The organism is Planomonospora sp. ID82291 (assembly GCF_015711645.1).
In the GTDB taxonomy this organism is placed as follows: domain Bacteria; phylum Actinomycetota; class Actinomycetes; order Streptosporangiales; family Streptosporangiaceae; genus Planomonospora.
On record NZ_JABTEX010000003.1, the window covers coordinates 180,814 to 204,739 of the forward strand.

The window sequence follows — 23,926 nt, forward strand, 5'->3', positions numbered from 1 at the left end:
GCGCATCCGCTATCCCGCGAAACTCACGACGAGTTCCAGCCCTCCCCCCGGGTGGGGGCTCGCCCGCACGTCGGCCCCGTGCGCCCTCGCGATCGACGCGACGATCGACAGCCCGAGCCCGGCGCCCTGCCCCCGCGTCGTGTGCAGTCGCCGGAAGGGCTCGAAAAGGTCGCCGAAACGTTCCCGGGGCACGTGCGGGCCGGTGTTGCGGACCGTCAGGACCCCGCCGGAGAGCGTCACCTCGACGGTTCCGCCGGGACGGTTGTAGCGGACCGCGTTGTCGAGGAGGTTGGTGACGAGCCGGTTCAGCAGGACGGGGTCCCCCTCGACGACGAACGGCTCGGCCTGCACCGTCACGGTGACGCCGGGCGAACCTCCTTCGGCCACGACGAGCCGTACCACCTGGTCCAGGGCCACCGGGCTCTTGTCGTCCAGGCCGTGTTCGGCCTGGGCCAGGACCAGCAGGGCGTCGATGAGGTTCTCCGCGCGGCGGTTGTGGAGCAGGAGCGTGTCGCGGATCTCGCCGACGTCCTGGGGCAGGCCGATCTCGATCGCCGCCCGCTGGACGGCCAGCGGGGTCCGCAGCTCGTGGGACGCGTTCGCGATGAACCGGCGCTGCCCCTCGACGGAGCGTTCGAGCCGGTCCAGCATCGCGTCGAAGGTGTCGGCCAGTTCCTTCAGCTCGTCCTGCGGCCCGCTGAGGGCGATCCGCTCGTGCAGGGTCGACAGGGACAGCCGCTGCGCGGTGGCGGTGATCCGGTGGATCGGCCGCAGGATCCGCCCGGCGACCAGCCATCCGACGACCAGCGAGACCAGTGTCAGGACCCCGACCGTCAGCCCGGTCACCTCCCACTGGTAGCCGATCACGTCCTCCACCAGATCGGGCAGCGGCGACCGGTGCGGCAACCGCTCGACCGGCCCCCCCTGCCCCCCCGGCGGCGGCGCCGCCGGGGCCACCGCCACTTCGGGCAGCCGCGCGATCCGCGTGGACAGCGCCCGGCGCAGCAGGAGGTTGACCGTGACCAGCAGCACGACCGAGGTCAGCAGGAACAGTCCCGAGTAGATCAGCGTGAGCCGTACCCGGATCGTCGTCACAGCAGGTATCCCGCGCCGGGGACCGTCCGGATGCACGGCGGGTCGCCCAGCTTGGTCCGCAGGCGGCTGACGACGACCCGCACCACCGTGGTGAACGGGTCGGTGTGCTCGTCCCACGCCTCCTCCAGCAGCCGTTCGGAGCTCACCACCGCGCCGTCCGCCCGCATCAGCACCTCCAGGACGGCGAACTCCTTGAGCGACAGGTGCAGGTGCCGGCCGTCCCGCGAGGCCTGCAGCCGGTGGGTGTCGAGCACGATCCCGTGCCGGGTCAGCACCGGTGGCGCCTGCGCCCGGCTGCGCCGTCCCAGGGCCCGCACCCGGGCGACCAGCTCGGCGTAGTCGAACGGCTTGGGCAGGTAGTCGTCGGCCCCCATGCCGAGGCCCGCCACCCGCTCCGGCACCGACGCCGCCGCCGTCATCATCAGGATCCGGGTACGGCTCCCGCGCGCCACCAGCTCACGGCAGACGAGGTCGCCGTGCACCTCGGGCAGGTCCCGGTCCAGCACCAGGACGTCGTAGTCGTGCACCGCCAGCCGCTCCACCGCGGCGGCTCCGTCATAGGCCACGTCGACGGCCATGGCGTGGCGGCGCAGTCCCACCGCCACGAGATCGGCCAGATCGCGTTCGTCTTCGACCACCAGAACCCGCATGCCGACGTTCTTACACGAACGGCGGTGACAGCGGTGTTAACGGGTGCGTTCACGGCCGTGCAACCCGCCTCCGGCCATGCTGGCGGCCATGATCAGAACACTGTGCGCCGCCGTACTGGTGACGGCCTGCTCCATGTCCGCGTCCGCGCCGGCCCTCCCGCCGGTCTCCGCCCCGGTCCTCCAACCGGTCTCCGCCCCGGTCCTCCAACCGGTCTCCGCCCCGGTCCTCCAACCGGTCTCCGCCCCGGGCGCCGGCTGCGCCGCCGTCACGGGGCCACCGCCGCGATCGGCGCCGGCGACCTCGGTGAACACGCTCCGGCAGGCGTACTTCTGCGTGCTGGACAACTACCACAGCGGCCCGGTCATGGATCCCCGGGCGCTGCTGAAGAGCGCCCTGGCCGCCTACACCCAGGATCTGGTGCGGCGCGGCGCCGACCGGGCCGACCTGCGGTCGCCCGCCCTGACCGGGAACCGCGACACCGACTGGGCCGCCTTCGCGAAGGTCCTCGGCACCGGTGACCCCGCCGCGCTGCGCGCCGCGATCACCGGCATGGTCGCCGGACTGCACGACAACCACGCCCGCTGGGTCGAGCCGACCCCGCCACCGCAGGGCGAGCCGGTCGGGATGGGCATCGCGGGCGTGTCGGCCGAGCAGGGCCCGCGGTTCGACCCGGCGGCCCGGCCGCCGCTGTTCATCACCCGGGTCCTGCCCGGCAGCCCCGCCGCCAAGGCCGACATCCGGCCCGGCGACATCATGGTCAAGGTCAACGGCGTGCCGACGGTCATCGGGGACACCGTCAACCACGGCATCATCGACCTCTTCGCCGCCGACCCGGTACGGCTCACGCTCAAGCGCCCCACGACGGGACGGACCCGCACCGTCGAGCTCAGGAAGGGCCCCATCACCCGGCGGCCCCCGAAGGTGACGTCCACGACGCTCCCCGGCGGCGCCGTCCACGTCCGGCTGCCCGGATTTCACGAAGGCGCCGCCGACGAGGTCATCGCCGAGCTGAAGGGCAGGCCGAAGGCGGTGGTCCTCGACCTGCGCGGCAACGGCGGCGGGTCGCCTCGCGAGGTGACCCGGCTGCTCGGCGCGTTCGCGCACGGCAAGGTCACCAGCTACTTCTGCCCGCTCAAGGGCGACTGCGTGCCCAACCGGACCGACGACGGCGTCCCGCTGCTCGGCTCGCGCCTGATCGTCCTCACCGACCGCGCGTGCGCCTCGGCCTGCGACGACTTCAGCGCGGCGGTCAAGGGCAACGGCCTGGGCACCCTCGTCGGGACCCGCACCGCCGGGGCCGTCTCCGGCCCCGGCGAGGGGTACCTCCTCGACGACGGCAGCGTCCTGATCCTGCCCAAGGTCCGGCACCTCGGCCCCGCCCGCGAGATCATCGACACGATCGGCGTACCGGTCGACCACTACGCCCCCATGACCGCCCTCGACCTGGCCACGGGGCGCGACCCGGCTCTGGCCAAGGCGCTCACGCTTCTTTGACCCGCTCGCCGGGGGAAGCGTGCTCGATGAGGATGACCCGGCCGTCCCCGCGTCCGCCCCGCCGCAGGGCGGGCGCCGGGCCGCACCCCGCAGATATGACAGCGCTATTGTATTTTGGGGCGATGTATCCACCCATCGAGCCCTACGACCACGGCCACCTCGACACCGGCGACGGCCACCTCGTCTACTGGGAGGCCTGCGGCAACCCCGCGGGCAAACCCGCACTCGTCGTCCACGGCGGTCCCGGCGCGGGCTGCACGCCGAACCAGCGCCGCGGCTTCGACCCCGAGCGCTACCGCGTCATCCTGTTCGACCAGCGCAACTGCGGCCGGAGCCTGCCGCACGCCGCCGACCCCGCCACCGACCTGACCGCCAACACCACCGCTCACCTGGTCGCCGACATGGAACGCCTGCGCGAGCACCTGGGCGTCGACCGGTGGCTGCTGTACGGCGGGTCGTGGGGGTCGACGCTGATGCTCGCCTACGCGCAGGCCCATCCCGAGCGGGTGTCGGAGATGGTGGTGTGCGGCGTCACCATGACCCGCCGCTCCGAGATCGACTGGCTCTACCGGGGCGTTGGGCGGTTCTTCCCCGAGCAGTGGGAGCGCTTTCGCGACGGCGCCTCCGCGGCCGGCCGCGGCGACCGCTCCCTGAACCGCCCGGACGGCCTGAACCATCCGGGCGACCCGGACGACCCGGACGGACTGTTCGGCCTGCTGGCGGCCTACGCGCGCCTGGTGGCCGATCCCGACCCCGCGGTGCGGGCCAAGGCCGCCCACGACTGGACGGCGTGGGAGGACACGGTCATCTCCCTGGAGGTCAACGGCAAGCCGGACGCCTACAGCGACCGCCCGCCCGCCGACCTGCTGGCCCTGGTCCGCATCTGCAGCCACTACTTCTCCAACGCCGCCTGGCTGGAGGAGGGGGTGCTGCTGCGCGAGGCGCACCGGCTGGCCGGCATCCCCGGCGTGCTCATCCACGGCCGCTTCGACCTGGGCTCGCCGCTGCGGACCGCCTGGCAGCTGGCGCGGGCCTGGCCCGAGGCGCGGCTCGTCGTCGTGGAGGACTCGGGCCACACCGGCAGCGGCACGATGGGCAAGGCGGTCCGCGCCGCCCTGGACGGCTTCGCGGACCGGTAGGCCCGGCCGGCTTCACCGGAGGCGGCGGCGTGCCGGTCCACGGCATGGCGGGGCGCCGCCGCCGGGCCCCGCCGGTCGCCGATCGACCCGTTCCGCTCGGGCGCCCGGCCCACCGCCGATCAGCCGGGTCCGCCCGGGCGCCCGGCCCAGGCGGGCGGGTCGCCTCCCCACCGGCCCGGCGGGCGGCTCCACGTCCGGGGTGCGCCGTCGTAGGCGACCGGGGGCAGAGCGTGGCGCAGCGCCCCGTACGGCGAGGCGGTCTCGGCCAGCCAGGGCCGCGGATCGTAGGAGCCGTCCTCCGCCGGCGCGCGGGGGACGCCGTGCAGGAGCCAGGAGGCGGTGCCCGCCAGGGAGAGCCGGAGCAGTCCCCCCTCCCCGGTGAGCTGCCGGTCGCTCAGCGCCCGCAGGATCGCGGCCGCGAGCAGGTAGCCGGTCCCGTGGTCCAGGGCCTGGGCGGGCAGCACGCCGGGGCGGCCGTCGGCCGCCGACTCGATCGCGGCGATGCCGCTCGCCGCCTGGACGAGGCTGTCGAAGCCGCGCCGGCCGGCCCACGGCCCCGTCCAGCCCCAGGCGCACAACTGGGCGACGATCAGGCCCGGGCGCCGTGCGAGCAGCGCGTCGGGGGCCAGGCCGTACCGGTCGAGGCTGCCGGGGCGGTAGCCGGTGACCACGACGTCGGCCGCGCCCAGGAGGCCGTCGAAGGCGCGCCGGTCCTCGGGGAGCGACAGGTCCAGCAGCGTCGAGCGCTTGCCCATGCCGGTGTCGGCGTGGGAGTCGGCGTCCTCCGGGATGCCGGGAGGGTCGACGCGCAGCACGTCGGCCCCCAGCAGCGCGAGCGTGCGCGTCGCGACGGGGCCGGCGATGACCCTGGTCAGGTCCAGCACCCGTACCCCGCCGGCCGGCAGCGGCGCGGCCGGCAGGACCCGCGGCCCGCTCCCGCCGGCGGCCCGGATCTCGGCGAGCGGGTGGACCGCGGCAGGGGAGGGGACGGCCACGGCCACGGCCAGGCCGCCGGCCGCGTAGGCGGTCTCCTGGACCTCCCGGGCCGGCCGCGTCGCGATCCGCGCGGCCAGCGCCTCGGTCAGCGCCCGGTCGTCCCCGGCGTCGTCGAGGTCCAGGGCGCGCAGCAGCCGGGAGCGGTGGTGCGGGTAGTTGGCGTGGGTGCGCACCCAGCCGTCGGACGCGCGCCAGAACCCGGAGAGCGGGGCGAAGGACGTCGGGGCCCGCCCGCCGATCCGCAGGCGCCGTTCGCTGGTGAACGCCGTGGCCACCGCCGCCTCCCGCACCCGCACCGCGGGGACCGGTACGGCGTTGCGCCGTGCCAGCAGTTCCGCGGCGGCCAGCGAGCACACGCCCACGCTCGCCCGCGCCAGTTCGCGGACCGGGAGGCGGGAGGCCAGCACGCCGCCCGCCCCTTCGTAGGACACCGCTCCGGCCGGTCCGTTCCGGCCGCCGAGGGCGGCCCACGCGTGGACGGTCGCCGCGTCGTCGCTCCATGCCATCGGGTCAGTCTGCCCGACCGGCCCGCCGGGGCTCCGCGGACCCCGGCGGGCCGGCGGGGCCCCGGCGGGCCGGCAGGGCCCCGGCGTGGTGACGGGCGGCGGCGCCGGTGACGGCGGCCCTTCGGCCCGGCACCGGACTTCAGCCCATCGGCAGCCGGAACTCGTGCACGGTGCCGTACCTGCGGCCGGTGGCCAGCCGTACCTCGCCGCTCCTGCCGCCGTAGACGATCGACCACTGGGTGTGGCCCTGCCTGAGGCGGGCGAGCAGGTCCATGGCCCGGTCCGCCGGCAGCCTGCCTCCGGCGGCCTCCAGCGCCCCGGCGGCCGTGCGGTAGCGGTGGTCGGCCTGCCGGCTCTGCTCGGTGGAGCCGGTGACGGTGAAGTTCACCATGGCCTGCCAGGGACCCCGCCCCCGGTGCACCACCATCTCGCCGCCGACGAACTCGATGATCGCCGACCGGCCGGCGGCGTCGGCGACCATGTAGTGCAGCGGCGGGCTGTCGGAGGGGTCGACGTTGTGGCGTCCGAAGACCGCGACGGCCTCGTCCACCGTCGCGGCCCCGTCCAGCACCAGCCGCATGATGCGGACACTGCCCACCGTGCGTCGCGCGGGGTCGGAGCCCGGCTCCCACGCCGGGACGGTGGCCATGCCCACGACCAGGCCCTTGGCGTTCATGCCGTCGAACGGCAGCAGCGGGGCCTTCAGCAGCGCCTCGCGGCCGGCGGCGGTGGTGAAGTCGGCCTCGGACGTCAGGCCGAGGTAGGAGACGTCCACCATCGACACCGACGCGTGGCCGTCCGGCGGCGCGGTGAACAGCAGCAGCGCGGGCTGGTGGGCGTAGTCGAAGTTGCGGCCGAACACCGGGGCGGCGGGGTCGCCGTGCGCGGCGAACAGCGAGCATCCGAAACCGGTCGGCGTCGGTTCGGGCGCGAGCTCCGCCAGGCGGTCGTAGCCGCCCTGGTAGCGCATGGTCCACAGCGGGTGGTCGTCGACCTTGCGCAGGCTCGCCAGGGTAGCGGCGTGCGCGGCGGACGGGGTCGTCCGGCCGCTCGCGGAGCTGTGCGGATCCGGAGCCGGGGGCCCTTCCCGCGGCGGCGCGGCCGCTCCGGTCGTGCAGCCGGCGAGCAGCGCGGCGGTGAGCAGGAGCACCGCCGCGGCCCGTGGGCGTCCGGCGGCCGCTGAGGACCCGGCCGGTGAGGGTTCGGCCATCGATGAGGGTTCGGCCATCCCGCCATGGTGACCCGCCACGGCGGGCCCCGCCAGACCCGTGCGGTGGATTTCCCGGACGGTGCAGTCGGTGGGGGAATCGGGTCCGCGCCCCGGGGGCCGGTGCGGCAGGCTGAAGGAGTGCGGTATGCGGACTGGGGTGAACGTTGCCCGCGGTGGGCCGGAGTCCACAGCCGGGTGATCGACGTCGCCGGCACCGAGGTCCACTACCTGAGCGCCGGCGAGGACCAGGGCGGGCCCACCCACCTGCTGATCCATCCCATGGCCGCCAGTGCGTCGATGTGGATGGACGCCATCGCCGAGCTGGGCGCCCACGCTCCGGTGATCGCGCCCGACCTGCCGGGCTCGGTCTTCGGCCACACCGGATCACCGCACCCGCGCGCGTCCACGGCCGGGCCGAGCGCGCGTTTCCTGCGCGCGTTCACCGGCCGCATGGGGCTCGAAGCCACCGTCACCCACGGCTGGTCCATGGGCGGCCTGGTCGCGGTGCACTTCGCGGCCTGCACGCCGGAGCGGGTCGATCGTCTGGTCCTGGCCTGTCCGGCGCTGCCCGGTCCGCTCGCGCCGGACGAGGTCGTCTTCTGGCGCGTTGCGGGCCGCCCGCTGCTCGTGGTCGGGCCCGGGCTGCTGCGGGGCGCGCTGCGGGTGGCCGGTCGGCGCATCATCGATGCCAAGCTGCGCGCCTACGCCGATCCCGGTGCCTGGTCCGGCAGCGTGGTCGGTGACGACCTCGAACGGCTCTCACCCGAGATGCTGGCCTTACTGGGCGACGAACTGCGGGCCACCGACCCGCGCCGCCTCGGTGACGCCGTCGCGGCCTTCACCTCGGTGATCTCCGCCCTCTACGTCAGCCGGAGCACGGTCCACCGGATGATCGACCGGCTCGGCGCGCCCACGCTGCTGCTGACCGGGGCGCAGGACAAGCTGATCACCGCGGCCACCGCCGGAGACCTGGTCGCCCGCCGGCCGGACTGGGCGTACCGCGCATTCCCGTCGGCCGGGCACCTCCTGCCCCTGTCGAACACGCGCGACTACGTCGCGACGGTCACCGACTGGCTGAATCGATCCGGCGGGGGACGGTGAGGCGCCTCGGCGGTGCAGCGGTGCCCCCGCGCCGGGCCGCCGATCGCCGGGATGTCTCGCCGTTTGAAGGTTAGACCCGGTGGAGCGGGAACGTCACGGGGAAACTTTAAACCATATCGTTCAACGATACCGTTGAAGGCATGGACATCGGGAACATGGCCAGGCCGTTCGACGGCGCGGGAGTCTCGGCGTTTCTGCGGTCGCTTCCCGCCGAGCCCCTGCTGCTCGGTCTGGGGGAGGCCAGGCACTTCGTGGAGGAGTTCGGCGAACTGCGCAACGAGCTCTTCCGGTACCTGGTCGAGCACGAGGGCTACCGGTCGTTCGCCATCGAGAGCGACTGCCTCAGGGGCCTCGTGGTCGACGACCACATCACGACGGGCGCCGGCGCGCTCGACGACGTCATGGAGCGCGGCTTCAGCCACGGTTTCGGCGCGCCCGCGGCCATCCGCGGGCTCGTGCGCTGGATGCGGGCCTACAACGACGAGCACGAGGAGAAGCTGCGGTTCTTCGGGTTCGACGGGCCGCTGGAGTACTGGGCCGAGAGCCCGCGCCAGGCGCTCACCGCCCTGTACGGGCTCCTCGACGGCCCGCTGCCCTGCACCCGGGAGACCCTCGACGCGCTGCTCGGTCCGGACGAGCGGTGGACGGACGAGGCCACGGTCATGGACCCGTCCCGGTCGATCGGCCGGTCCGCCGACGCCCGGCGGCTCCGGGTGATCGCCGACGACCTGGTGGCGCTGCTCGACACGCAGGTGCCGCGGCTGAGCGCGGCGGACCGGGAGCGGGCGGCGCTGTACGGGCGCACCGCCGTCGGGCTGCTGCGCTACCACGACGGGATGGCCGACGCGTCCCCGGCGCGGATCGCCAGGCTGTCGGGCCTGCGGGACGCGATGATGGCCGCCAACCTGCGGGCCGTGGCCGAGCACGGCCCTGCCCTGGTCTTCAGCCACAACCTCCACCTGCAGCGCAACAGGAGTTCCATGTCGTTGGGCGACCAGCCGCTGGAGTGGTGGAGCGCGGGGGCGATCACCGCGGCACACCTGGGCGACCGGTACGCCTTCCTGGCCTCGGCCCTCGGCACGGTGGCCGGCCGTGTCCCGCCCCCGGACACCGTCGAGGGCGTCCTGTCCGCCCTGCCGTGGGACCGCTGCCTCGTCGACGCCCGGAGCCTGGCCGAGGCCGTCGCGACGTCCGCCCCGCGCGTCTCCCACGATTTCGCCTACTTCCCGCTGGACCCGGCGCACCTCGGCCTGATCGACGGTCTCGTCTTCCTCAAGCGGGTCACCCGGCTGGGGTGACGAGCGCGTACGGGCGGACCCGCGTGGTCCGCCGCCCGGCGCCCTCGGACCAGCAAACAACTCCCAAACAAGTAGATAGTTCGCAAAAGGGACGTATAGTAATTAAAACGACTTCAATCGTCTGTCGTCGCCGCGGGTCCCCGCCGCCCCGCGCGTCCGGGGCCGCCTGAGGCGGTCCCGGACGCGCGAAGGGCTCCGGGCGCGCCGCGCAGGAGGAGACGGCAGACCGCGACCCCGAGGAGGCCGCCCATGCCGCCGCGTCCACCCGACCGTGTCCTCAGCCGCCGGGAGCGGTCGCGGAGCGGAGCCCGCGGCCGTTGCGGCGGCGGCGCGCGCCGGGTCCGGGGCGTCATCGCCGCCGGAGCGGCCGCCCTCGTGGCGGCGTCGGCGCTGGCCTGGCTGGCGACGGTGCTCCCGCCGCTGCCGGCGGACGGCGCGCGACCGCTGACCGACGCCGCCTGGACGCGGGTCTTCACCCGTCCCGTCCACGCCTACCTGACCGAGCACGCGGGCGGGCTGGTCGTCACCGTGGAGCAGATCGAGTGGGCCTGGGTGGTGACCGGCTGCGCGATGTGGCTGCCGGCGGTGCTGTGGCGGTCGTGGGGCACCCGGGCCGGATGGACGCTGTACGGGATCGCGGGCCTGACGATGGTGGCCGCCGGAAGCCCGCCGCAGACCCGCTGGGCGGCGACCGGCGTCACCGCGGCCTACTGGGCGATCCTCACGCTGCCCATGCTGTGGCGGGGCTCCCTGCGGGTCCCTGCGGGACGTCGTCGCTCCTCCGAGCCGTGGGCGGTCGCGCGCCGCCATCGGGAACTGGCCGCCGTGCACCGGCGGCTGGACCGGCTGGAGGCCACCGCCTGGCTCCCGGCTCCCGGCGCGCCCGCCGTACAGGCCCGGCACGTCTGGCCGTCCGGCCGCGCCGCCGCGGCGGGACCGGGCGCCATCGGGCACGACGCGGGGGAGACGGGCGCCGCGGGCGGGCTCACCGGCGGCATCGTGGCCGGGACCGCCTACCTGGTGCGCGTGCCCGACGAATTGTCACCCGGCGACGACCCGCACGGCGACCTGGGCGCCGCACTCCACCGGGAGTACGGCCCGCTGCGCGGCGGCACCTTCACGATGACGGTCACCGCCTGCGGCCCGCGCCTGGCCGAGGGGGTGCGCGTGGTGGAGTCCGGCGGCGTCGACCTCGCGCTCACGCCGGAGCAGGTCGACGCCTTCGGCCTGCAGCCGGGCGTCGCCTACCGGGTGCGGGGCGAGCTGTGCGACGACGCCGGCCGGGTGGTGGAGATGCCGCTGGCGGTGACGGTCCGGGTCCCCGTCCGGTGGCTGTACCCGCTCGGCGCCGTCTGACCGGCGCCGCGGTACCTGTCGAACCGGTTGGAACATCCGGCTACATGTGGTGTTCGTGGTGAGGCCCTGCGCCGGGCCATGGAGTGCTCACCGACCTCGTTGAGGACCACGAGCTCCTGTGCGCCGATGCCCCCGACGACAGGCAGCGTGCCTTCCTCACCCGGCTGGCCGAGTTCCGCACCTGCATCGACCGCAACCAGGAGGAGATCCCCAACTACGGCGAACGCCACCGCTGCGGCGAGGCCGTCTCCAGCGCCACCGCCGAAGCCACCGTCGACCACGTCATCAGCCGCCGCACGGTCAAGAAGCAACAGATGAGGTGGACACCCCGCGGCGCCCACCTGCTCCGGACGCCGCCGGCCTCGTTGTGGTGGAAGCGCGGCGCTGGGAGGATCTTCGCCATGCCTGTCTTCTCCGCATATGACGGAACCGATCTCGCCTACCACGTGTTCGGAGAGGGCACCCCGGTGGTCTGCCTGCCGGGCGGCCCGATGCAGGACTCCGCCTACCTCGGCGAGCTCGGCGGCCTGTCCGCGCACCGCCGGCTGCTCATGGTGGACCCTCGGGGCACCGGCCGGTCCGCGACGCCGGAGGACGCCGCCTCCTACCGCTGCGACCGGCTGGTCGGCGACGTCGAGGCCCTGCGCGCGCACCTCGGCCTCGACCGGCTGGACCTGCTCGCGCACTCCGCCGGCGCGAACCTCGCGGTGCTGTACGCCGCCCGGCACCCCGAACGCGTCGGCAGGCTCGCTCTGATCACTCCGAGCACCTTCGCCGTCGGCATCGCCGCCACCGGGGCGTCGCGGCTCCAGGTCGCGCGGCTCCGCGGGGACGAGCCCTGGTTCGGGCCCGCCTTCGCGGCCCTTGAGGCCGTCATGGCCGGGGACGCCACCGAAGCGGACCGCAAGGCGATCGATCCCTTCTTCCACGGGCGGTGGGACGCGGCGGCGCAGGCCCACCAGGCGGCCCAGGACGGCCGCCGGAACAGGGAGGCGGCGGCGGTCTTCGGCGCCGAGGGGGCGTACGACCCGGACGCCACGCGCGCGGCGCTCGCCGCGTTCGGCGCGCCGGTGCTGCTGCTCGCCGGAGAGGTCGACCTGAACACGCCTCCGGGCGTCGCGGCCGAGTTCGCCGGGTTGTTCCCGGACGCCGAGTTCGTCGTGCAACCGGGAGCGGGCCACTTCCCGTGGCTCGACGACGCCGACCGGTTCGTGGCGACGGTCGCGAGGTTCCTGGGGTGACGGAATCTCGGTCACATCGCGTCACCAAACGGGTATCGAAGGGATCATGCTCCGGGCGACGGATATACGGATACCGAGGCAAACCGTGCGAGTCGGCCCGAGGGCATAGAGGACTTCATCTCACCAGACGCAGCAAAACGCCCTCTGATAGGACCGCTGACCTGCAGCCGGCCCCTTTCCGGCTTACTCGGTCCGCCCCCCGTCGGGTCGCTGCGCGTGAGGGGGCCCGGGAGCGGGCGTTTCGGGGGTCCTGCCCGAAGACCCCATGGGGCCCGGCCGTCACGCAGTGGCGCCGACACGGACGCCCTCGGGAACACCGGGCCTGTCACCTGCGCGCGATGACGAGGAACTCCCCGTTCCCCTCCCCGACGGGCTGCCGATCCCATCCGCCGTAGATGCGCTCGACGCCGAACCCGGCCCTCCGCAGCGAGTCGTGCAGCTCACCTTCGGCCCGGAAGCGCAGGGTCATGACGCTGAGGAGTTCCTCCTCCGGGAAGACGTAGTGGTGGGTGAAGTCGACGACACCGTCCCGCACCGCGGTCACCTCGGTCCAGGTCTCGACCTCGCAGCCGTCCGGCAGGCGCACCCGGCGCCGGGAGTCGGCCGGGGTCCACCGCTCCCACCGGCGGTCGGCGGGATCGCGCGTGTCGAACACCAGTCGGCCGCCGGGCACCAGTGCGCGGACCAGGTCGGCGAGGACACGGTCCCACTCGCCGTCCTCGACGAAGAACTGCGCCACATGGCTCGTCATGACCGCCACGTCGAAGGTCCGCTCCGGCAGCGACGCCGAGGTGCCCTCGATCCACGTCACGTGCTCGGCGCCCGGCTTGGCACGGGCGGCCTCCAGCGACGCCCGGGCCGGGTCGACGCCGGTGACCGCGTGGCCGGCCGCCGCCAGGCCCAGCGCCAGCCGTCCGGTCCCGCAGCCCAGGTCGAGCAGCCGGGCGCCGGGAGTCTCGCCGACCACGGACAGGAAGAAGTCGTCGTCGCGGCCCCAGCCGTACTCGGCGTCGTAGACAGCGACCAGCCGGGGGTCGTTGAACTCCGCGTTCTTCATGGCCGGATCGTAGCCGCGTACCGGAGACGCCCTGAGTGCTCTGGCGGCGGCCCTCGACGCCGCCGCGTCCGCCGCCTCCTTGAGCGGCGCCAGGACATCCGCCGTGACGCCCTCCCCCGTCCGAAGAACCCTTCGCCACCCGCTCCCGGCCCGGGAGGATCCGTCATCCCCAGGTCGCATCCCGGGTTCCGCCTGTGGAATGATCCCGTCCCCAAAAGATCATCCCGATAGGTCATAAAAGTGGACAAGCCGCTCTTTAGGTTTGGATCACATCGGGGGCCACGGGGGCGGTATGAGGGGCGTGCGCAGCATACGCACGGTGATCGTGATCGCGGTGATCGCCGCTCTGGCGCCACCGCTCATGCTGTCGCCGGTCCGGGCGTACGGGCCGGGCGCACTGCTGCAGGACGCGGACGCGGCCGACAGCGGCGGCTCCTCCCTCCAGGTGGTGGCGCATCCCGACGACGATCTGCTGTTCATGAGCCCTGACCTGCTGCGGGGGATCGCCCGGGGGAGGAGCGCCGTCACGGTCTACCTGACCGCGGGGGAGGCGGTGGCCGGGCTGGAGGATGACCGCGATCCTGTCGGCTACATCGAGGACCGGGAGCGGGGCGTGCGGGCGGCCTACGCCTGGGTCGCCGGCTCCCCTGACCGCTGGCGGCGCGAGACGACGCGCCTGGGCGGGGTCCGGGTGGCCGTGGACACGCTCGTGGAGCGGCCTCGGATCAAGCTGGTCTTCGCCCGGCTGCCCGACGGGGGCGACCCCCGCGCGGACGGAGGCCGGAACGCGCTGGCGCGGCTGTGGGCGGATCGCTCCGGTACGGCCTGCGTGCGCGCCGTCCCCCCCGGCCCGGCCTGCCTGCGCCGGGCCGACGTGCTGGGCATGCTGCGCGCCGCGATACGGACCTTCCGGCCCGCCGTACTGCGCAGCCTGGACCCGGATCCGCCCGCCGGGCGGCGGCCCGACCATCCCGACCATGTCGCCGCGGCCCGGTTCGCCGCCGAGGCGGCGCCCGCGGACATCGAGGTGATCTCCTACCGCGGTTACCCGATCACATCGCTGCCGCCGAATCTCGACCTCGCCGAGCGCGAGGTCAAGCGGCGGGCCTTCGCCCTGTACCGGCGGCACGACTACCGGGTCGCCGGGCCCGGCTACGACGCCTGGATCGGCCGGATGTACCGCGGTCCCGCGGGACGGGGCCCGGCGTGAGAGGGGCCGGCGGGCCTCTGGCTCCGGCGCGCACCCGGACGGGGCGGACGCGAAGGCGCGCCTTCGCGTCCGCCCCGTCACAGGCATACGTCGATCGTGAGCGGTGCCGCGTCCGCCCGGACGCCGAGCCTGCAGGTCCCTCGGGGGGCAGGATCGGCCGGAGAGGGAGGCGGCGCCTGCGGCTCTGCGGCCGGATCTGCGGCCGGAGGGGGAGGCGGAGCGGTCGCGGGGCGCGAGGGCGCGTCCTGTTCACGCTCGCGTTCCGGCGGGTGCTCCCTGCCGGGCTCTCGCCCCCGGTCACGTTCGCGATCGGGTTCGCGATCGGGCTCTCGTCCCCGGTCGTGTGCGCGATCGGGTTCGCGGCCGGGCCCCGGCACCGGACGGGGAGCGGGACCCGGCCCGGCGGTGGAGGGCTTGGCCGGACGCGCGGCGGGAGAGGCCGCCGCCCTGGACGGGCGCGGTGAGGGCCGGACCTCGTCGGCGTTCTTCGGCAGGAGCACGGTCCCGGGCACGCGGAAGGGGTGGGGGGCGGGCGCCGGGGCGCTCGCCGGCACCATGGGGCGGTGCTTCCGGACCGCCGGCCCGGGAGGCGGGGGCGTCGGGACGGCGGCCACCGGGAGGAACGGCGGCGCCGCGGTCGCCCGGGCGGGAACAGGGCCGGAGACGGGGCCGGGGCCGGAGACGGGGGCTGACCCCGCAGGCGGGGGCGGTTCGGCGCCGCCGGTGGGGACGAGCACGCCCGTGCAGACGACGGCCGCCCCGGCCAGCACGGTGGCGGCCACGGCGCCGGCGCTCACCCGGGCCGGACGCCGATGAGCTCCCCGCCCGGTCGCCGTGCGCGGCGTCCGGGCGATCGGGACGGCGGCGGAGGGTTCCTCACCCGGAGAATCTGACATGAGCACCTCGAGACCCGATGGGACTGGGAGGGTTTCACTTTTGCCGCGTCGGCGGAACGTTGCCCACGAAGAGGACTTCTTGTAATCAGATGGTTACCTGGAGTGTCACGGGTCCGCCGACCGGGTCCGCCGACCGGGGGCGGAGGCCCGCGGACGGCGACGGCCCTACGGTCAAGCGCCCGCAGCCGCTCCCCGTCGCGGTCCGGTCCGCGGAGGGCGGGCCGGACGCGGTGCGGTGATCAGGGCGGTGAGCGGGCGGAGGCCGGCCGCGGCAGGGACCAGCGGCACACCGGCGCGAGGTGGAGGCACGGTCGGCGCCTGCATCCGCCGGGGCCATCCCGAGCCCTGCGTTTTACGTTCTCCTGGGCCGCCCCGCCCGCCCTCGGTCGTGCCCGCGTCAGGGTTCCGCCACCTGTCCGCGCGGCCCCGTGTCGCGCTTGAGCGCGGAGCACGGGTACACGACGATCACGCGTGACGGTGCGGCCTCCACCCGTCTCCCGCGAGCGGGACGGACGGGTGCGGGGACACCCGCCCGGCCGCCGCGCCGGCCGTCCGGATCCCGCTGATCGCGCCGCCCGTCCGGGCGGCCCGTCCAGGCGGGCCGGACCGTTCAGACGACCCGTCCAGACGACCCAGAAAAGGTGCCCGCAGCATGCGCCTGACCGTTCTCCGCCGAAACATCGCCATCGCCACGGCCGTCGCCGTCGGGGCGATCGTCGTTCCCGTCACGATCGCCTGGAGCACCTCTCCCGGCGGCTCCGTCGCGGTCGTACGGAACGCCCCGAACGCCGCCGCGCCGGACGCGCCGCGTGTCGCCGCGCCGCGTGTCGCCGCGCCGCGTGCCGCCGCGCCGACCGCATCCCGCGCCGCCGCACCCCGGAGCCGCCACGGCCACGACTCCGACCTCCAGCCATACCCCACCCCGCCGAGGGCCTACGACTTCGGGGAGACCCTGGCCGAACTGGAAGGCGATCTGCTGGAGATCGCGTTCTTCGCGCAGATGATCCCGCACCACCGCGCCGGGGTTGAGATGTCCCGATTGCACCTCCGTCGCGGCGTCGACCCGCAGCTGCGCACCCACTCCGAGAACATCATCGCCTTCCAGGACTTCCAGATCGGGCAGTTCACCCGCTGGCTGCGCGACTGGTACGGGCTCACCCCGCGGCAGGCCGTGCAGCGGCTGCCCCGCGAGGCCCGCCGGGAGGTCGAGGAACTGGACGAGGAACTGGCGATGATGGTCGCGGAACTGCGATCGGTCCCCGCGGGCAGGCGGTTCGACGTCGAGTTCGCACGGCTGATGATCCCGCACCACCTGTGGGGCATCCTGGAGTTCCTGGAGCCGGAGGCCCGCGCCGTCCACCCCGAGCTGCGGGTGGCGTCGTCCACCGGGATCGTCGCCCAGCAGGCGCAGGTCGCCGACCTGCGGACCTGGCTGGCCGGCGGGCGGGACGGACACGGCGGGCGGGACGGGCGCTGACGCGCCGGGCCGGGGAGGAGCGGGGATCCGCCCGCCGCCCGCGTCCTCGCGGTCGGGCCGGACGCCGGGATCCGCCCCTCAGGCGTTCGTCCGCGTCCTCGCGGTCAGCGCAGGTACCGGCGGACGGCGTGGCGGATCTGCTCGCGCGTCATCGGGTCGGTCGACAGGGCGCTGTGCAGCACGAGCCCTTCGATGAGCGCGTCGAGTTCCCGGGCGGTGGTGGGGTCGAAGTGGCGTTCCAGCGCCCGGCGGCTGCGCGCCATCCAGTCCTGGGTGACGGCCTTCAGGGCGGGGGTGCGCGCCGCGGCCCCGTACAGCTCCACGGCCAGGACGAGGTCGCGCTCCGAGCCGAGCAGGTCGTCCGCGATCAGCGCGATGACGGCCTCGATCGCCGCCTCCCGGTCCCGCGCGGCGCCCAGGCGTTCGTCGAAGAGGCGGGCCGCCGCCTCGGCGTGCCGGGTGAACGCCTCGATGAGGACCTCCTCCAGGGAGGCGAAGTGGTAGGTCGTCGACCCCAGCGGCACGTCGGCGGCGCGGGCGATCTCCCGGTGCGTCGTCGCGGCGACGCCGCGCTCGGCGATGACGGCCAGGGCCGCGTCGATCAGCCGGTCCCGCCGGCCGGGATCATGCCGCCGGGGCCGCCGCGGGGCCGGCGCGGGACCGCTCACGCCGTGCCCGGTGCGCCCGTCCCGGCGCCCGGCTCGATCGTGCGGATCACACGGGCGGGGTTGCCCACCGCCACGACGTTCGCCGGCAGGTCGCGGGTGACCACCGCACCGGCTCCGACGACGGTGTTCTCCCCGATCGTGACCCCCGCCAGGACGATCGCCCCGCTGCCCAGCCACACGTTGTCGCCGATGACGATCGGCGCGGCGGCCTCCCACTTGGCCCGGCGGGGCTCCGGATCGACCGGGTGCGTCGGGGTGAGCAGCTGGACGTTCGTGCCGATCTGCACGTCGTCGCCGATGGTGATCGGTGCGACGTCCAGCGCGACGAGGCCGAAGTTGGCGAACGACCGGGCGCCGATGCGGAGGTGGCCGCCGTAGTCGACCCGCAGCGGCGGCCGGATCTCGGTGCCCTCGCCGACGGCGCCGAGCAGTTCGGTGAGCAGCCGGCGCCGCTCCTGCGGATCGCGGGCCGACGTCGCGTTGAACGCGTCCATCAGGTCCATGGCCCGCAGGCTGTGCTCGGCCAGCTCCGGGTCGTCGGCGATGTACAGGTCACCGGCGAGCATGCGCTCGCGCATCGAGCGGCCGTCCCCATCGGATGTCATGTGTACCAGTGTACGCATGATGTGTACGGAAGTACATAAACGAGGGCCGGGTCCCAGGACCGGCCGCACGCCGCGGGTGGCCTGCTTCTTGCGCTCACGGCGGCCGGGGAGCGGCGCCGCGGAGTCCGCCGCGGCCGGGTGGTCGTCCCCGCCGCCCGCGGTGCGCCGGTCCGCCGCGCCCTTCCCCGTCACGGTCTTCATCGTGGGCGTTCAGGACCAGGCGACCGGCAGGGAGTGCACGCCGAAGATGAGCATCTCGTCGCGGAGCGGCACCTGGTCGGCGGGCACGGCCAGGCGCAGGCCGGGCAGGCGGGTGACGAGCTCGGCCAGGCCGATGCGCATCTCGACGCGGGCCAGGTGGTGCCCCAGGCACAGGTGCGCGCCGTACCCGAAGGCCAGGTGCGGCACGCGCGGGCGGCCGAGGTCGAGCCGGTCGGGCGTGGACCACTGCCCGGGGTCGCGGTTGGCCTCGGGGGTGGCGATCACCACGGTGGCGCCGGCGGGCAGGTCGACCCCGCCCAGGGCGACGGCCTGCGTGGTGACCCTGCTGACGCCGAGCTGGATGATCGACAGGTGACGCAGCAGCTCCTCGACGGCGTTGTCCGTCAACGACGGGTCGGCGCGCAGGGCGGCGAGCTGGTCGGGATGCTCCAGCAGGGCGAACGTGCCGAGGCTGAGCATGTTGGCGGTCGTCTCGTGGCCGGCGCCGAGCAGCACGAGGGCGATGTCGACGAGCTGGGCGTCGGTCAGCGGCGGGTCGGCGTCGTGAATGAGGCCGGACAGCAGGTCGTCGGCGGGACGGGCGCGTTTGCCGGCCACCAGCCGCTGCATGAACGCGTACAGCTCGGCGCCCGCGGTGGCCCGCTCCTCTGCGGTGGCGGTGGCGTTGAGGGAGACGGCGGTGCGTTCCTGGAACTCGGCCCGGTCGGCGTAGTCGACGCCGAGCAGCTCGCAGATGACCAGCGAGGGCAGCGGCAGCGCGAACGCCGGCACCAGGTCGGCCTCGGTGCCGGCCGCCTTCATCGCCCCGATGAGCCCGACGGCGATCTCGGTGACCCGCGACTCCAGCGCCCGCATCCGCCGTACGGTGAACTGGCCGGTCAGCAGCCGCCGGATCCGGGTGTGCTCGGGCGGGTCCATGAAGACGAAGAAGCCGTCCTCCCGGGCCGCGGGGGCCGTGTCCGGCGGGGGCGCCGTACCGGACGCGGACCCCACGGCGGCCATCTCGGCCACCTCGTGCGGCTGCAGCGACGTGGCGTCGCGGTGGCGGACCTTGTCGGCGCTGAAGCGCGCGTCCGACAGGACGGTGCGGGCCTCTTCGAAACCGGTCACCAGCCAGGCCCGGGCGCCGTTCAGCAGGTGCAGCGGCTGGACCGCGCCCCGGCCGCGCCGTGCGCGCAGGCCGGGCGGCGGGTCGAACGGGCACCGGCCGCGCTCGACCATGTCCGCGGGCAGGATCCGGCGCATCGCCGTGGGGCCCGCGCCGGGCGACTCCTCGACCACGCTGTCGTCGTTCATCGGCGCATCCTGTTCCCGGGCGCACCCGCTCACCGGCCCGCCCGTCGACGAAAGGTGTGCCTCGAAAATACACGGCGCGCATCGATGCGCGCCGTGCATGAATCTCCCGCGCTGCGCGCCCTGCGGCGCCGGCCCCCTCGCGTACGGCCCGACCGGGTCCGTGAACCGGAGCGGTCGCCGGGCTCGCACCCGGCGCCGGCGGCGGGCTCCCGGTGCGGGCCCGTCAGAGGGTCTTGACCAGGGCGACGAGCTGGTCGAGCGCCGCGCCCCAGCCCTCGATGAAGCCCATGTCGGCGTGCTTCTTGTTGTCCTCGGGGGTCTGGTGCATGGCGATGGCCCGGTAGCGGGTGCCGCCGGAGGCGGTCGGCTGGAGCTCGATGATCGCGGTGAAGGCCATCTCGCCGGGCTGCGGGCGGTAGCCGGGGGCCAGGGCGCTGGTCCACACCAGCCGCTCCTCGGGGATCACCTCCAGGTAGCAGCCGGCCCCGTCGAACTCCGCGCCCTCGGGGGAGCGCATCACGGTGCGGAAGACGCCGCCGGGGCGCAGGTCGATCTCGCAGTGCGGCGTCTCGTAGGGCTTGGGCGCGAACCACTGGGTGAGGAGCTCGGGCGTGGTCCAGGCCTTCCAGACGAGCGCGGGCGGCACGTCGACCTCCCGCTCGAGCTGGAGGTCGAGGTCGGCGTCGAGGGTGTGCGGCGTGAACGTCATCACTGCTCCTTCAGGGTGGTGAGGAAATGGTCGAGTTGGTCCAGGCGGCGTTGCCAGAGGCGGCGCTGCCGGGCCAGCCAGCCGTCGGCGACTTCGAGTGCGTCAGGGGTGAGCCGGTAGGTGCGGGTCCGGCCCTGTTTGGTCGAGGAGACCAGCCCGGCGCGCTCCAGCACGGCCAGGTGCTGGGTGAACGACGGGAGCGCCATGGCGAACGGCCGCGCCAGCTCCGAGGTGGTGGCCGGACCGGCGGCGAGCCGTTCGATCACCTTGCGTCGCGTCGGGTCGGCCAGCGCCTGGAAGACCTGGTCGAGCCGCGCCTGTTCGTTTAGGCACACACCTGAGTATGGCTCCTCCTGATACTTAGGTCAATACCTAAGTATCAGGAGGAGCCGGCCGCGCCGGCGGTCCTCTGCGCCTCCGGCGACCCTGCCGCTGCGAGCCGCCGCCGGTCTCGATGCAGAGCGGATCGGCTGTGTCGAGGGCGAGGGCGAGCCGGTGGCCGACGCGATCATCTCGGCCTCCCGGTGCAGCTCCGAGCGGACGGTACGCAGTACCGTGTCCGGCAGCCTCCCCAGAGCACGTGTCGTGACCGGACCGGAGCGAACCGGCCGGATCTGACGCCAGACCAGAACGGTGACCGTGGTGAACCTCGATGTGATCATGTGGCCGGACTCGCCGTGGCCGGCGATGCGCCAGGAGTGGCTCAGAGCGGAGGAGCTCGGCCTCGGCCGGGGCTGGCTGTACGACCACCTGAATCTGAACGGCCGGCCGGTATGGCACGAGGCCTACACCACGCTCGCGGCCGTCGCCGCGGCCACCTCGCGCATCGGGATGGGCACCATGGTGACCGCACCGAACTTCCGTCATCCCGTCACCTCCGCCAAGGCCGCGCTGAGCCTCGACGCCCTGGCCGAGGGCCGATTCGTGATGGGCGTCGGCGCCGGAGGGCCCGGCGGGGACTCCGACGCCCTCGGCGGCGGCCCGATCGGCCGCGCCGACCGCACGGCGAGGTTCGCCGAATGGGTCCGGCTCGTCGACCTGCTGCTGACCCGGGCCGAGACCGACTTCAGCGGTCGCCACTTCACCGCCCACCAGGTCGCCCTCGGCGGCGGCGAACCCCGCAGGCCGCCGCTGGCGGTCGCCGCCACCGCCCGGCGCGGCATGGAACTGGCCGCGCGCTTCGCCGACCTGTGGATCACCCAGGACGTCGGCCAGAATCCGGCCGTCTACGCCGGCACGCCCCACGCCGAGGTGCGGCGGCAGATCGCCCTGCTGGACGAGGTCTGCGCGGAGCAGGGGCGCGACCCCGGCACGCTGCCCCGGCTGGCGGTGCTGGGATACGGCGGCGAGCGCCCGCTGGCCTCGATCGAGGCGTTCCGCGACTGCCTGGGCCGGTACGCGCGGCTCGGCGTCACGACGCTGGCGGTCCTGTGGCCCCGCGGGGACCGGGCCCGCGCCCAGCTGGCGGTGCTGGAGCAGGCCGCCGCCGAGTGCCCGCGGCCGTGAACGGGACCGGGCGCACCGCCGGCCCGTCGAGTACGGCCTGCGGACCCTCGACAGGCCGGAGGCTCGACAGGCCGGAGAGCCGGTTTCTCCGCCCGGGATCGGTCGTGCGCCGGGGCGCTCCTCAGGCGGCCGACCAGCCGCCGTCCACCGGCAGGATCGCGCCGTTGACGAACGAGGCGGCGTCCGAGGCCAGGAAGAGGGCCGCGTCGGCCATCCGCTCGGGCTCGGCCATCCGCTCGCCGAGGGCCAGCACGGGGCCGAGCCGGGCGGCGCCGGCCGCGTCGAAGACCGCGTTCGCCGCGATATTGGTCATGGTGGGGCCCGGCAGGATGGCGTTGCAGCGGATGCCGTCCTTGGCGTAGGCCCAGGCCACGCTTCGGGTCAGGCCGACGACGCCGTGCTTGGAGGCGGTGTAGGCCGCCCCGGCCGCGCCGCCGCGGATGCCGGCCTCGGAGGCGGTGTTGACGATCGACCCGCCGCCCTGGCGCAGCATGTGCGGCAGCACCGCGTGGGTGACCAGGAACGTGCCGGTCAGGTTGACGCGCAGCACCCGTTCCCACAGCTCCACCGGGATGTCGGCGGGCAGGGCCATGGTGTCCATGATCCCGGCGTTGTTGCACAGGACGTCGACGCGGCCGTACGCGCCGAGCGCGGTCTCGGCCAGCGCGGCGACCGAGGCCTCGTCGGCGACGTCGGCGACCGCGGCGACGGCGCTTCCACCGCCGTCCGCGATGTCGGCGGCGGTCCGCTCGGCGCCGGCGGCGTCGATGTCGCAGGCCACGACACGCGCTCCGGCGGCGGCGAAGGCGACGGCCATCGCACGGCCGATCCCGGAGCCCGCGCCGGTGACGAGGGCGACGCGGTCGTGGAGGGGGGTGGCGGTCAAGGGGATCCTCTCGGTCGGGGCGGTCGCCGCCCGCCGGATGCTCGGCGGGCGGTGGGGGTGCCGGGGTCGGGACGGGTGCGGCCCGCAAGAGGGGCGGTGGACCGGTGATCGGGGAAGAGGGGAGCGGGGCGGCCCCACCCAACCGGACGGCTGTGTCCGGTTGGGTCGTAGTGTGCGCGATGACCGCTCGCCGGGTCAACAACCCGCACGGACCGCACCCGTGACGTCGGCGTCCACGGGTGCGTCCAGGCGGGATCCGCCCCATTGCCGCACCGGTACGGCGGTGTTAGCGTCTGTCCGCGGCAGCTGTGCACGCGTTGGTTCCATGTCGTCCGAACGATCCGCTCAACCGGAGAACACGGCGCCGGTTCTCTCCCGGTGCGCCGGGAAACGCGCCCTGTGTCCGTTGTGCGGGTGCCAGAGCACGTCTTCCGGCGAAACCGCCCCGCCCCGGCGGTCCGGCGTCTTTCCAGGAGGTCACGCGGATGGAACGGCTCACCGACCGGCGGATCCTGATCACCGGTGCGGCCTCCGGCATCGGCCGGGCGACGACGCTGCGCCTGCTCGCCGAGGGCGCCCGCGTGGTCGCCGCCGACATCGCCGAGGAGGGCCTGAAGGAGACCCTGGCCCTGGCCGGCACCGACCGCCTCACCGCCCGGGTGCTGGACATCGCCGACGAGGCCTCGGTGAACGCCGTCGTCGACGCGGCGGCGGCCGAGCTGGGCGGCCTGGACGCCCTGGTCAACACGGCGGCGATCCTGCGCGGCGCGCACACCCACGAGTGCTCGCTGGAACTGTGGAACCGCGTCATCGGGACCAACCTGACCGGCACCTTCCTGATGACCCGGGCGGCCCTGCCGTACCTGCTGGACAGCGGCAGGGGAGTGGTGGTCAACTTCAGCTCCACCGCCGCGTTCTTCGCCCACCCGCTCATGGCCGCCTACTCGGCCAGCAAGGGCGGGGTCTTCTCCTTCACCCACAGCATCGCCCAGGAGTACGCCAGGCAGGGGCTGCGCGCGGTGAACGTGGTCCCCGGCGGGATCCGCAGCGGCATCACCGACAACATCGGCGGGTCCGTGCCGAAGGACACCGACTGGGACATGTTCCTCAAACTCACCCCCGCCCTGCCGGGCGGCATGCCGGGGCCGGAGAAGGTGGCCGGGGTGGTGGCGATGCTGGTCTCCGACGACGGCGCGTTCATCACCGGCACCGAGATCCGGATCGACGGCGGCGCCCACCAGTAGCGGACGCCGTTCCGCCTACCGCAGAAGTCTCATGCAACGGCAGGGGAAATCAATCTGCAGGTT

General features: G+C 74.5%; 21 protein-coding genes. 10 read left to right on the top strand and 11 right to left on the bottom strand.

Annotated elements, in window-relative coordinates:
• Nucleotides 1-9 precede the first annotated feature (9 nt).
• Both HS045_RS20150 and HS045_RS20155 read right to left on the bottom strand, forming a co-directional pair.
• Entirely contained in the window at nucleotides 10-1,095 is a 1,086-nt protein-coding gene (locus tag HS045_RS20150; protein WP_196453012.1) for an ATP-binding protein, read from the bottom strand.
• A complete protein-coding gene (locus HS045_RS20155; protein ID WP_196453013.1) occupies nucleotides 1,092-1,745 on the bottom strand; it encodes a response regulator transcription factor in 654 nt (217 codons plus the stop codon). Before HS045_RS20155 ends, HS045_RS20150 begins: the two co-directional genes overlap by 4 nt.
• Nucleotides 1,746-1,833: 88 nt before the next feature.
• Between HS045_RS20155 and HS045_RS20160 the strand changes: the two genes are divergently transcribed.
• Both HS045_RS20160 and HS045_RS20165 read left to right on the top strand, forming a co-directional pair.
• Nucleotides 1,834-3,240 (top strand): S41 family peptidase, encoded by a 1,407-nt coding sequence (locus HS045_RS20160; protein ID WP_196453014.1) that lies wholly within the window; start codon nucleotides 1,834-1,836, stop codon nucleotides 3,238-3,240.
• Nucleotides 3,241-3,362: 122 nt separating this feature from the next.
• The gene (locus HS045_RS20165) at nucleotides 3,363-4,379 is read left to right on the top strand and encodes an alpha/beta fold hydrolase (protein ID WP_196453015.1); all 1,017 of its coding nucleotides are present in this window, start codon (nucleotides 3,363-3,365) and stop codon (nucleotides 4,377-4,379) included.
• 119 nt (nucleotides 4,380-4,498) lie between these two features.
• Here HS045_RS20165 and HS045_RS20170 read toward each other — a convergent pair whose 3' ends face one another.
• Together HS045_RS20170 and HS045_RS20175 are read right to left on the bottom strand one after the other, a co-directional pair.
• A complete protein-coding gene (locus tag HS045_RS20170) occupies nucleotides 4,499-5,881 on the bottom strand; it encodes a CoA transferase (RefSeq protein ID WP_196453016.1) in 1,383 nt (460 codons plus the stop codon).
• A gap of 139 nt (nucleotides 5,882-6,020) precedes the next feature.
• Nucleotides 6,021-7,109, bottom strand: a complete 1,089-nt coding sequence (locus HS045_RS20175) for a linear amide C-N hydrolase (protein ID WP_196453017.1) — start codon at nucleotides 7,107-7,109, stop codon at nucleotides 6,021-6,023.
• 177 nt (nucleotides 7,110-7,286) lie between these two features.
• On the opposite strand from HS045_RS20175, the gene HS045_RS20180 reads away from it, so the two are divergent.
• From HS045_RS20180 to HS045_RS20195, 4 genes are all read left to right on the top strand, one after another.
• A complete protein-coding gene (locus HS045_RS20180) occupies nucleotides 7,287-8,192 on the top strand; it encodes an alpha/beta fold hydrolase (RefSeq protein ID WP_196453018.1) in 906 nt (301 codons plus the stop codon).
• Nucleotides 8,193-8,332: 140 nt separating this feature from the next.
• Nucleotides 8,333-9,490 (top strand): erythromycin esterase family protein, encoded by a 1,158-nt coding sequence (locus HS045_RS20185; RefSeq protein WP_230884501.1) that lies wholly within the window; start codon nucleotides 8,333-8,335, stop codon nucleotides 9,488-9,490.
• Between the two features lie 249 nt (nucleotides 9,491-9,739).
• Entirely contained in the window at nucleotides 9,740-10,846 is a 1,107-nt protein-coding gene (locus HS045_RS20190) for a hypothetical protein (RefSeq protein ID WP_196453019.1), read from the top strand.
• A gap of 83 nt (nucleotides 10,847-10,929) precedes the next feature.
• Nucleotides 10,930-12,087 carry an alpha/beta fold hydrolase gene (locus HS045_RS20195; RefSeq protein ID WP_374191395.1) on the top strand — a complete coding sequence of 386 codons (1,158 nt, stop codon included), beginning with the start codon at nucleotides 10,930-10,932 and terminating at the stop codon, nucleotides 12,085-12,087.
• A 325-nt stretch (nucleotides 12,088-12,412) separates the two neighbouring features.
• On the opposite strand, the gene HS045_RS20200 is transcribed toward HS045_RS20195, so the two are convergent.
• Complete coding sequence (locus HS045_RS20200) at nucleotides 12,413-13,144, bottom strand: class I SAM-dependent methyltransferase (protein WP_196453020.1); 732 nt, start codon at nucleotides 13,142-13,144, stop codon at nucleotides 12,413-12,415.
• Between the two features lie 301 nt (nucleotides 13,145-13,445).
• Here HS045_RS20200 and HS045_RS20205 point away from each other — a divergent pair, with 301 nt between their 5' ends.
• Complete coding sequence (locus HS045_RS20205; protein ID WP_196453021.1) at nucleotides 13,446-14,354, top strand: PIG-L family deacetylase; 909 nt, start codon at nucleotides 13,446-13,448, stop codon at nucleotides 14,352-14,354.
• Nucleotides 14,355-15,902: 1,548 nt separating this feature from the next.
• Nucleotides 15,903-16,727 (top strand): DUF305 domain-containing protein, encoded by an 825-nt coding sequence (locus HS045_RS20210; RefSeq protein WP_196453022.1) that lies wholly within the window; start codon nucleotides 15,903-15,905, stop codon nucleotides 16,725-16,727.
• 104 nt (nucleotides 16,728-16,831) lie between these two features.
• Here the strand turns inward: HS045_RS20210 and HS045_RS20215 are convergent, their stop codons facing one another.
• From HS045_RS20215 to HS045_RS20235, 5 genes are all read right to left on the bottom strand, one after another.
• Complete coding sequence (locus HS045_RS20215; protein WP_196453023.1) at nucleotides 16,832-17,395, bottom strand: TetR/AcrR family transcriptional regulator; 564 nt, start codon at nucleotides 17,393-17,395, stop codon at nucleotides 16,832-16,834.
• Complete coding sequence (locus HS045_RS20220; RefSeq protein WP_230884502.1) at nucleotides 17,392-18,000, bottom strand: sugar O-acetyltransferase; 609 nt, start codon at nucleotides 17,998-18,000, stop codon at nucleotides 17,392-17,394. The genes HS045_RS20215 and HS045_RS20220 overlap by 4 nt, the downstream gene beginning before the upstream one ends.
• 210 nt (nucleotides 18,001-18,210) lie before the next feature.
• Complete coding sequence (locus HS045_RS20225) at nucleotides 18,211-19,518, bottom strand: cytochrome P450 (protein ID WP_230884503.1); 1,308 nt, start codon at nucleotides 19,516-19,518, stop codon at nucleotides 18,211-18,213.
• 223 nt (nucleotides 19,519-19,741) lie between these two features.
• Nucleotides 19,742-20,227, bottom strand: coding sequence for an SRPBCC family protein (locus HS045_RS20230; protein WP_196453024.1), 486 nt, complete (start codon nucleotides 20,225-20,227; stop codon nucleotides 19,742-19,744).
• Nucleotides 20,227-20,562, bottom strand: coding sequence for a helix-turn-helix transcriptional regulator (locus tag HS045_RS20235; protein ID WP_196453025.1), 336 nt, complete (start codon nucleotides 20,560-20,562; stop codon nucleotides 20,227-20,229). The genes HS045_RS20230 and HS045_RS20235 overlap by 1 nt, the downstream gene beginning before the upstream one ends.
• Before the next feature lie 298 nt (nucleotides 20,563-20,860).
• On the opposite strand from HS045_RS20235, the gene HS045_RS20240 reads away from it, so the two are divergent.
• A complete protein-coding gene (locus HS045_RS20240; RefSeq protein ID WP_196453026.1) occupies nucleotides 20,861-21,733 on the top strand; it encodes an LLM class flavin-dependent oxidoreductase in 873 nt (290 codons plus the stop codon).
• A 121-nt stretch (nucleotides 21,734-21,854) separates the two neighbouring features.
• Here the strand turns inward: HS045_RS20240 and HS045_RS20245 are convergent, their stop codons facing one another.
• The gene (locus HS045_RS20245; RefSeq protein ID WP_196453027.1) at nucleotides 21,855-22,619 is read right to left on the bottom strand and encodes an SDR family NAD(P)-dependent oxidoreductase; all 765 of its coding nucleotides are present in this window, start codon (nucleotides 22,617-22,619) and stop codon (nucleotides 21,855-21,857) included.
• 485 nt (nucleotides 22,620-23,104) lie between these two features.
• Between HS045_RS20245 and HS045_RS20250 the strand changes: the two genes are divergently transcribed.
• Nucleotides 23,105-23,863, top strand: coding sequence for an SDR family NAD(P)-dependent oxidoreductase (locus HS045_RS20250; protein ID WP_196453028.1), 759 nt, complete (start codon nucleotides 23,105-23,107; stop codon nucleotides 23,861-23,863).
• The last annotated feature ends 63 nt before the right edge of the window (nucleotides 23,864-23,926 follow it).

Excerpts from the sequence above, each read along its gene's own strand:
- HS045_RS20225 (WP_230884503.1), bottom strand. The coding sequence starts at position 19,518 with ATGAACGACGACAGCGTGGTCGAGGAGTCGCCCGGCGCGGGCCCCACG.
- HS045_RS20190 (WP_196453019.1), top strand. The coding sequence starts at position 9,740 with ATGCCGCCGCGTCCACCCGACCGTGTCCTCAGCCGCCGGGAGCGGTCG.
- HS045_RS20155 (WP_196453013.1), bottom strand. The coding sequence starts at position 1,745 with ATGCGGGTTCTGGTGGTCGAAGACGAACGCGATCTGGCCGATCTCGTG.
- HS045_RS20160 (WP_196453014.1), top strand. The coding sequence starts at position 1,834 with ATGATCAGAACACTGTGCGCCGCCGTACTGGTGACGGCCTGCTCCATG.
- HS045_RS20185 (WP_230884501.1), top strand. The coding sequence starts at position 8,333 with ATGGACATCGGGAACATGGCCAGGCCGTTCGACGGCGCGGGAGTCTCG.
- HS045_RS20210 (WP_196453022.1), top strand. The coding sequence starts at position 15,903 with ATGCGCCTGACCGTTCTCCGCCGAAACATCGCCATCGCCACGGCCGTC.
- HS045_RS20200 (WP_196453020.1), bottom strand. The coding sequence starts at position 13,144 with ATGAAGAACGCGGAGTTCAACGACCCCCGGCTGGTCGCTGTCTACGAC.
- HS045_RS20230 (WP_196453024.1), bottom strand. The coding sequence starts at position 20,227 with ATGACGTTCACGCCGCACACCCTCGACGCCGACCTCGACCTCCAGCTC.
- HS045_RS20165 (WP_196453015.1), top strand. The coding sequence starts at position 3,363 with ATGTATCCACCCATCGAGCCCTACGACCACGGCCACCTCGACACCGGC.
- HS045_RS20175 (WP_196453017.1), bottom strand. The coding sequence starts at position 7,109 with ATGGCCGAACCCTCATCGATGGCCGAACCCTCACCGGCCGGGTCCTCA.
- HS045_RS20170 (WP_196453016.1), bottom strand. The coding sequence starts at position 5,881 with ATGGCATGGAGCGACGACGCGGCGACCGTCCACGCGTGGGCCGCCCTC.
- HS045_RS20250 (WP_196453028.1), top strand. The coding sequence starts at position 23,105 with ATGGAACGGCTCACCGACCGGCGGATCCTGATCACCGGTGCGGCCTCC.
- HS045_RS20220 (WP_230884502.1), bottom strand. The coding sequence starts at position 18,000 with ATGACATCCGATGGGGACGGCCGCTCGATGCGCGAGCGCATGCTCGCC.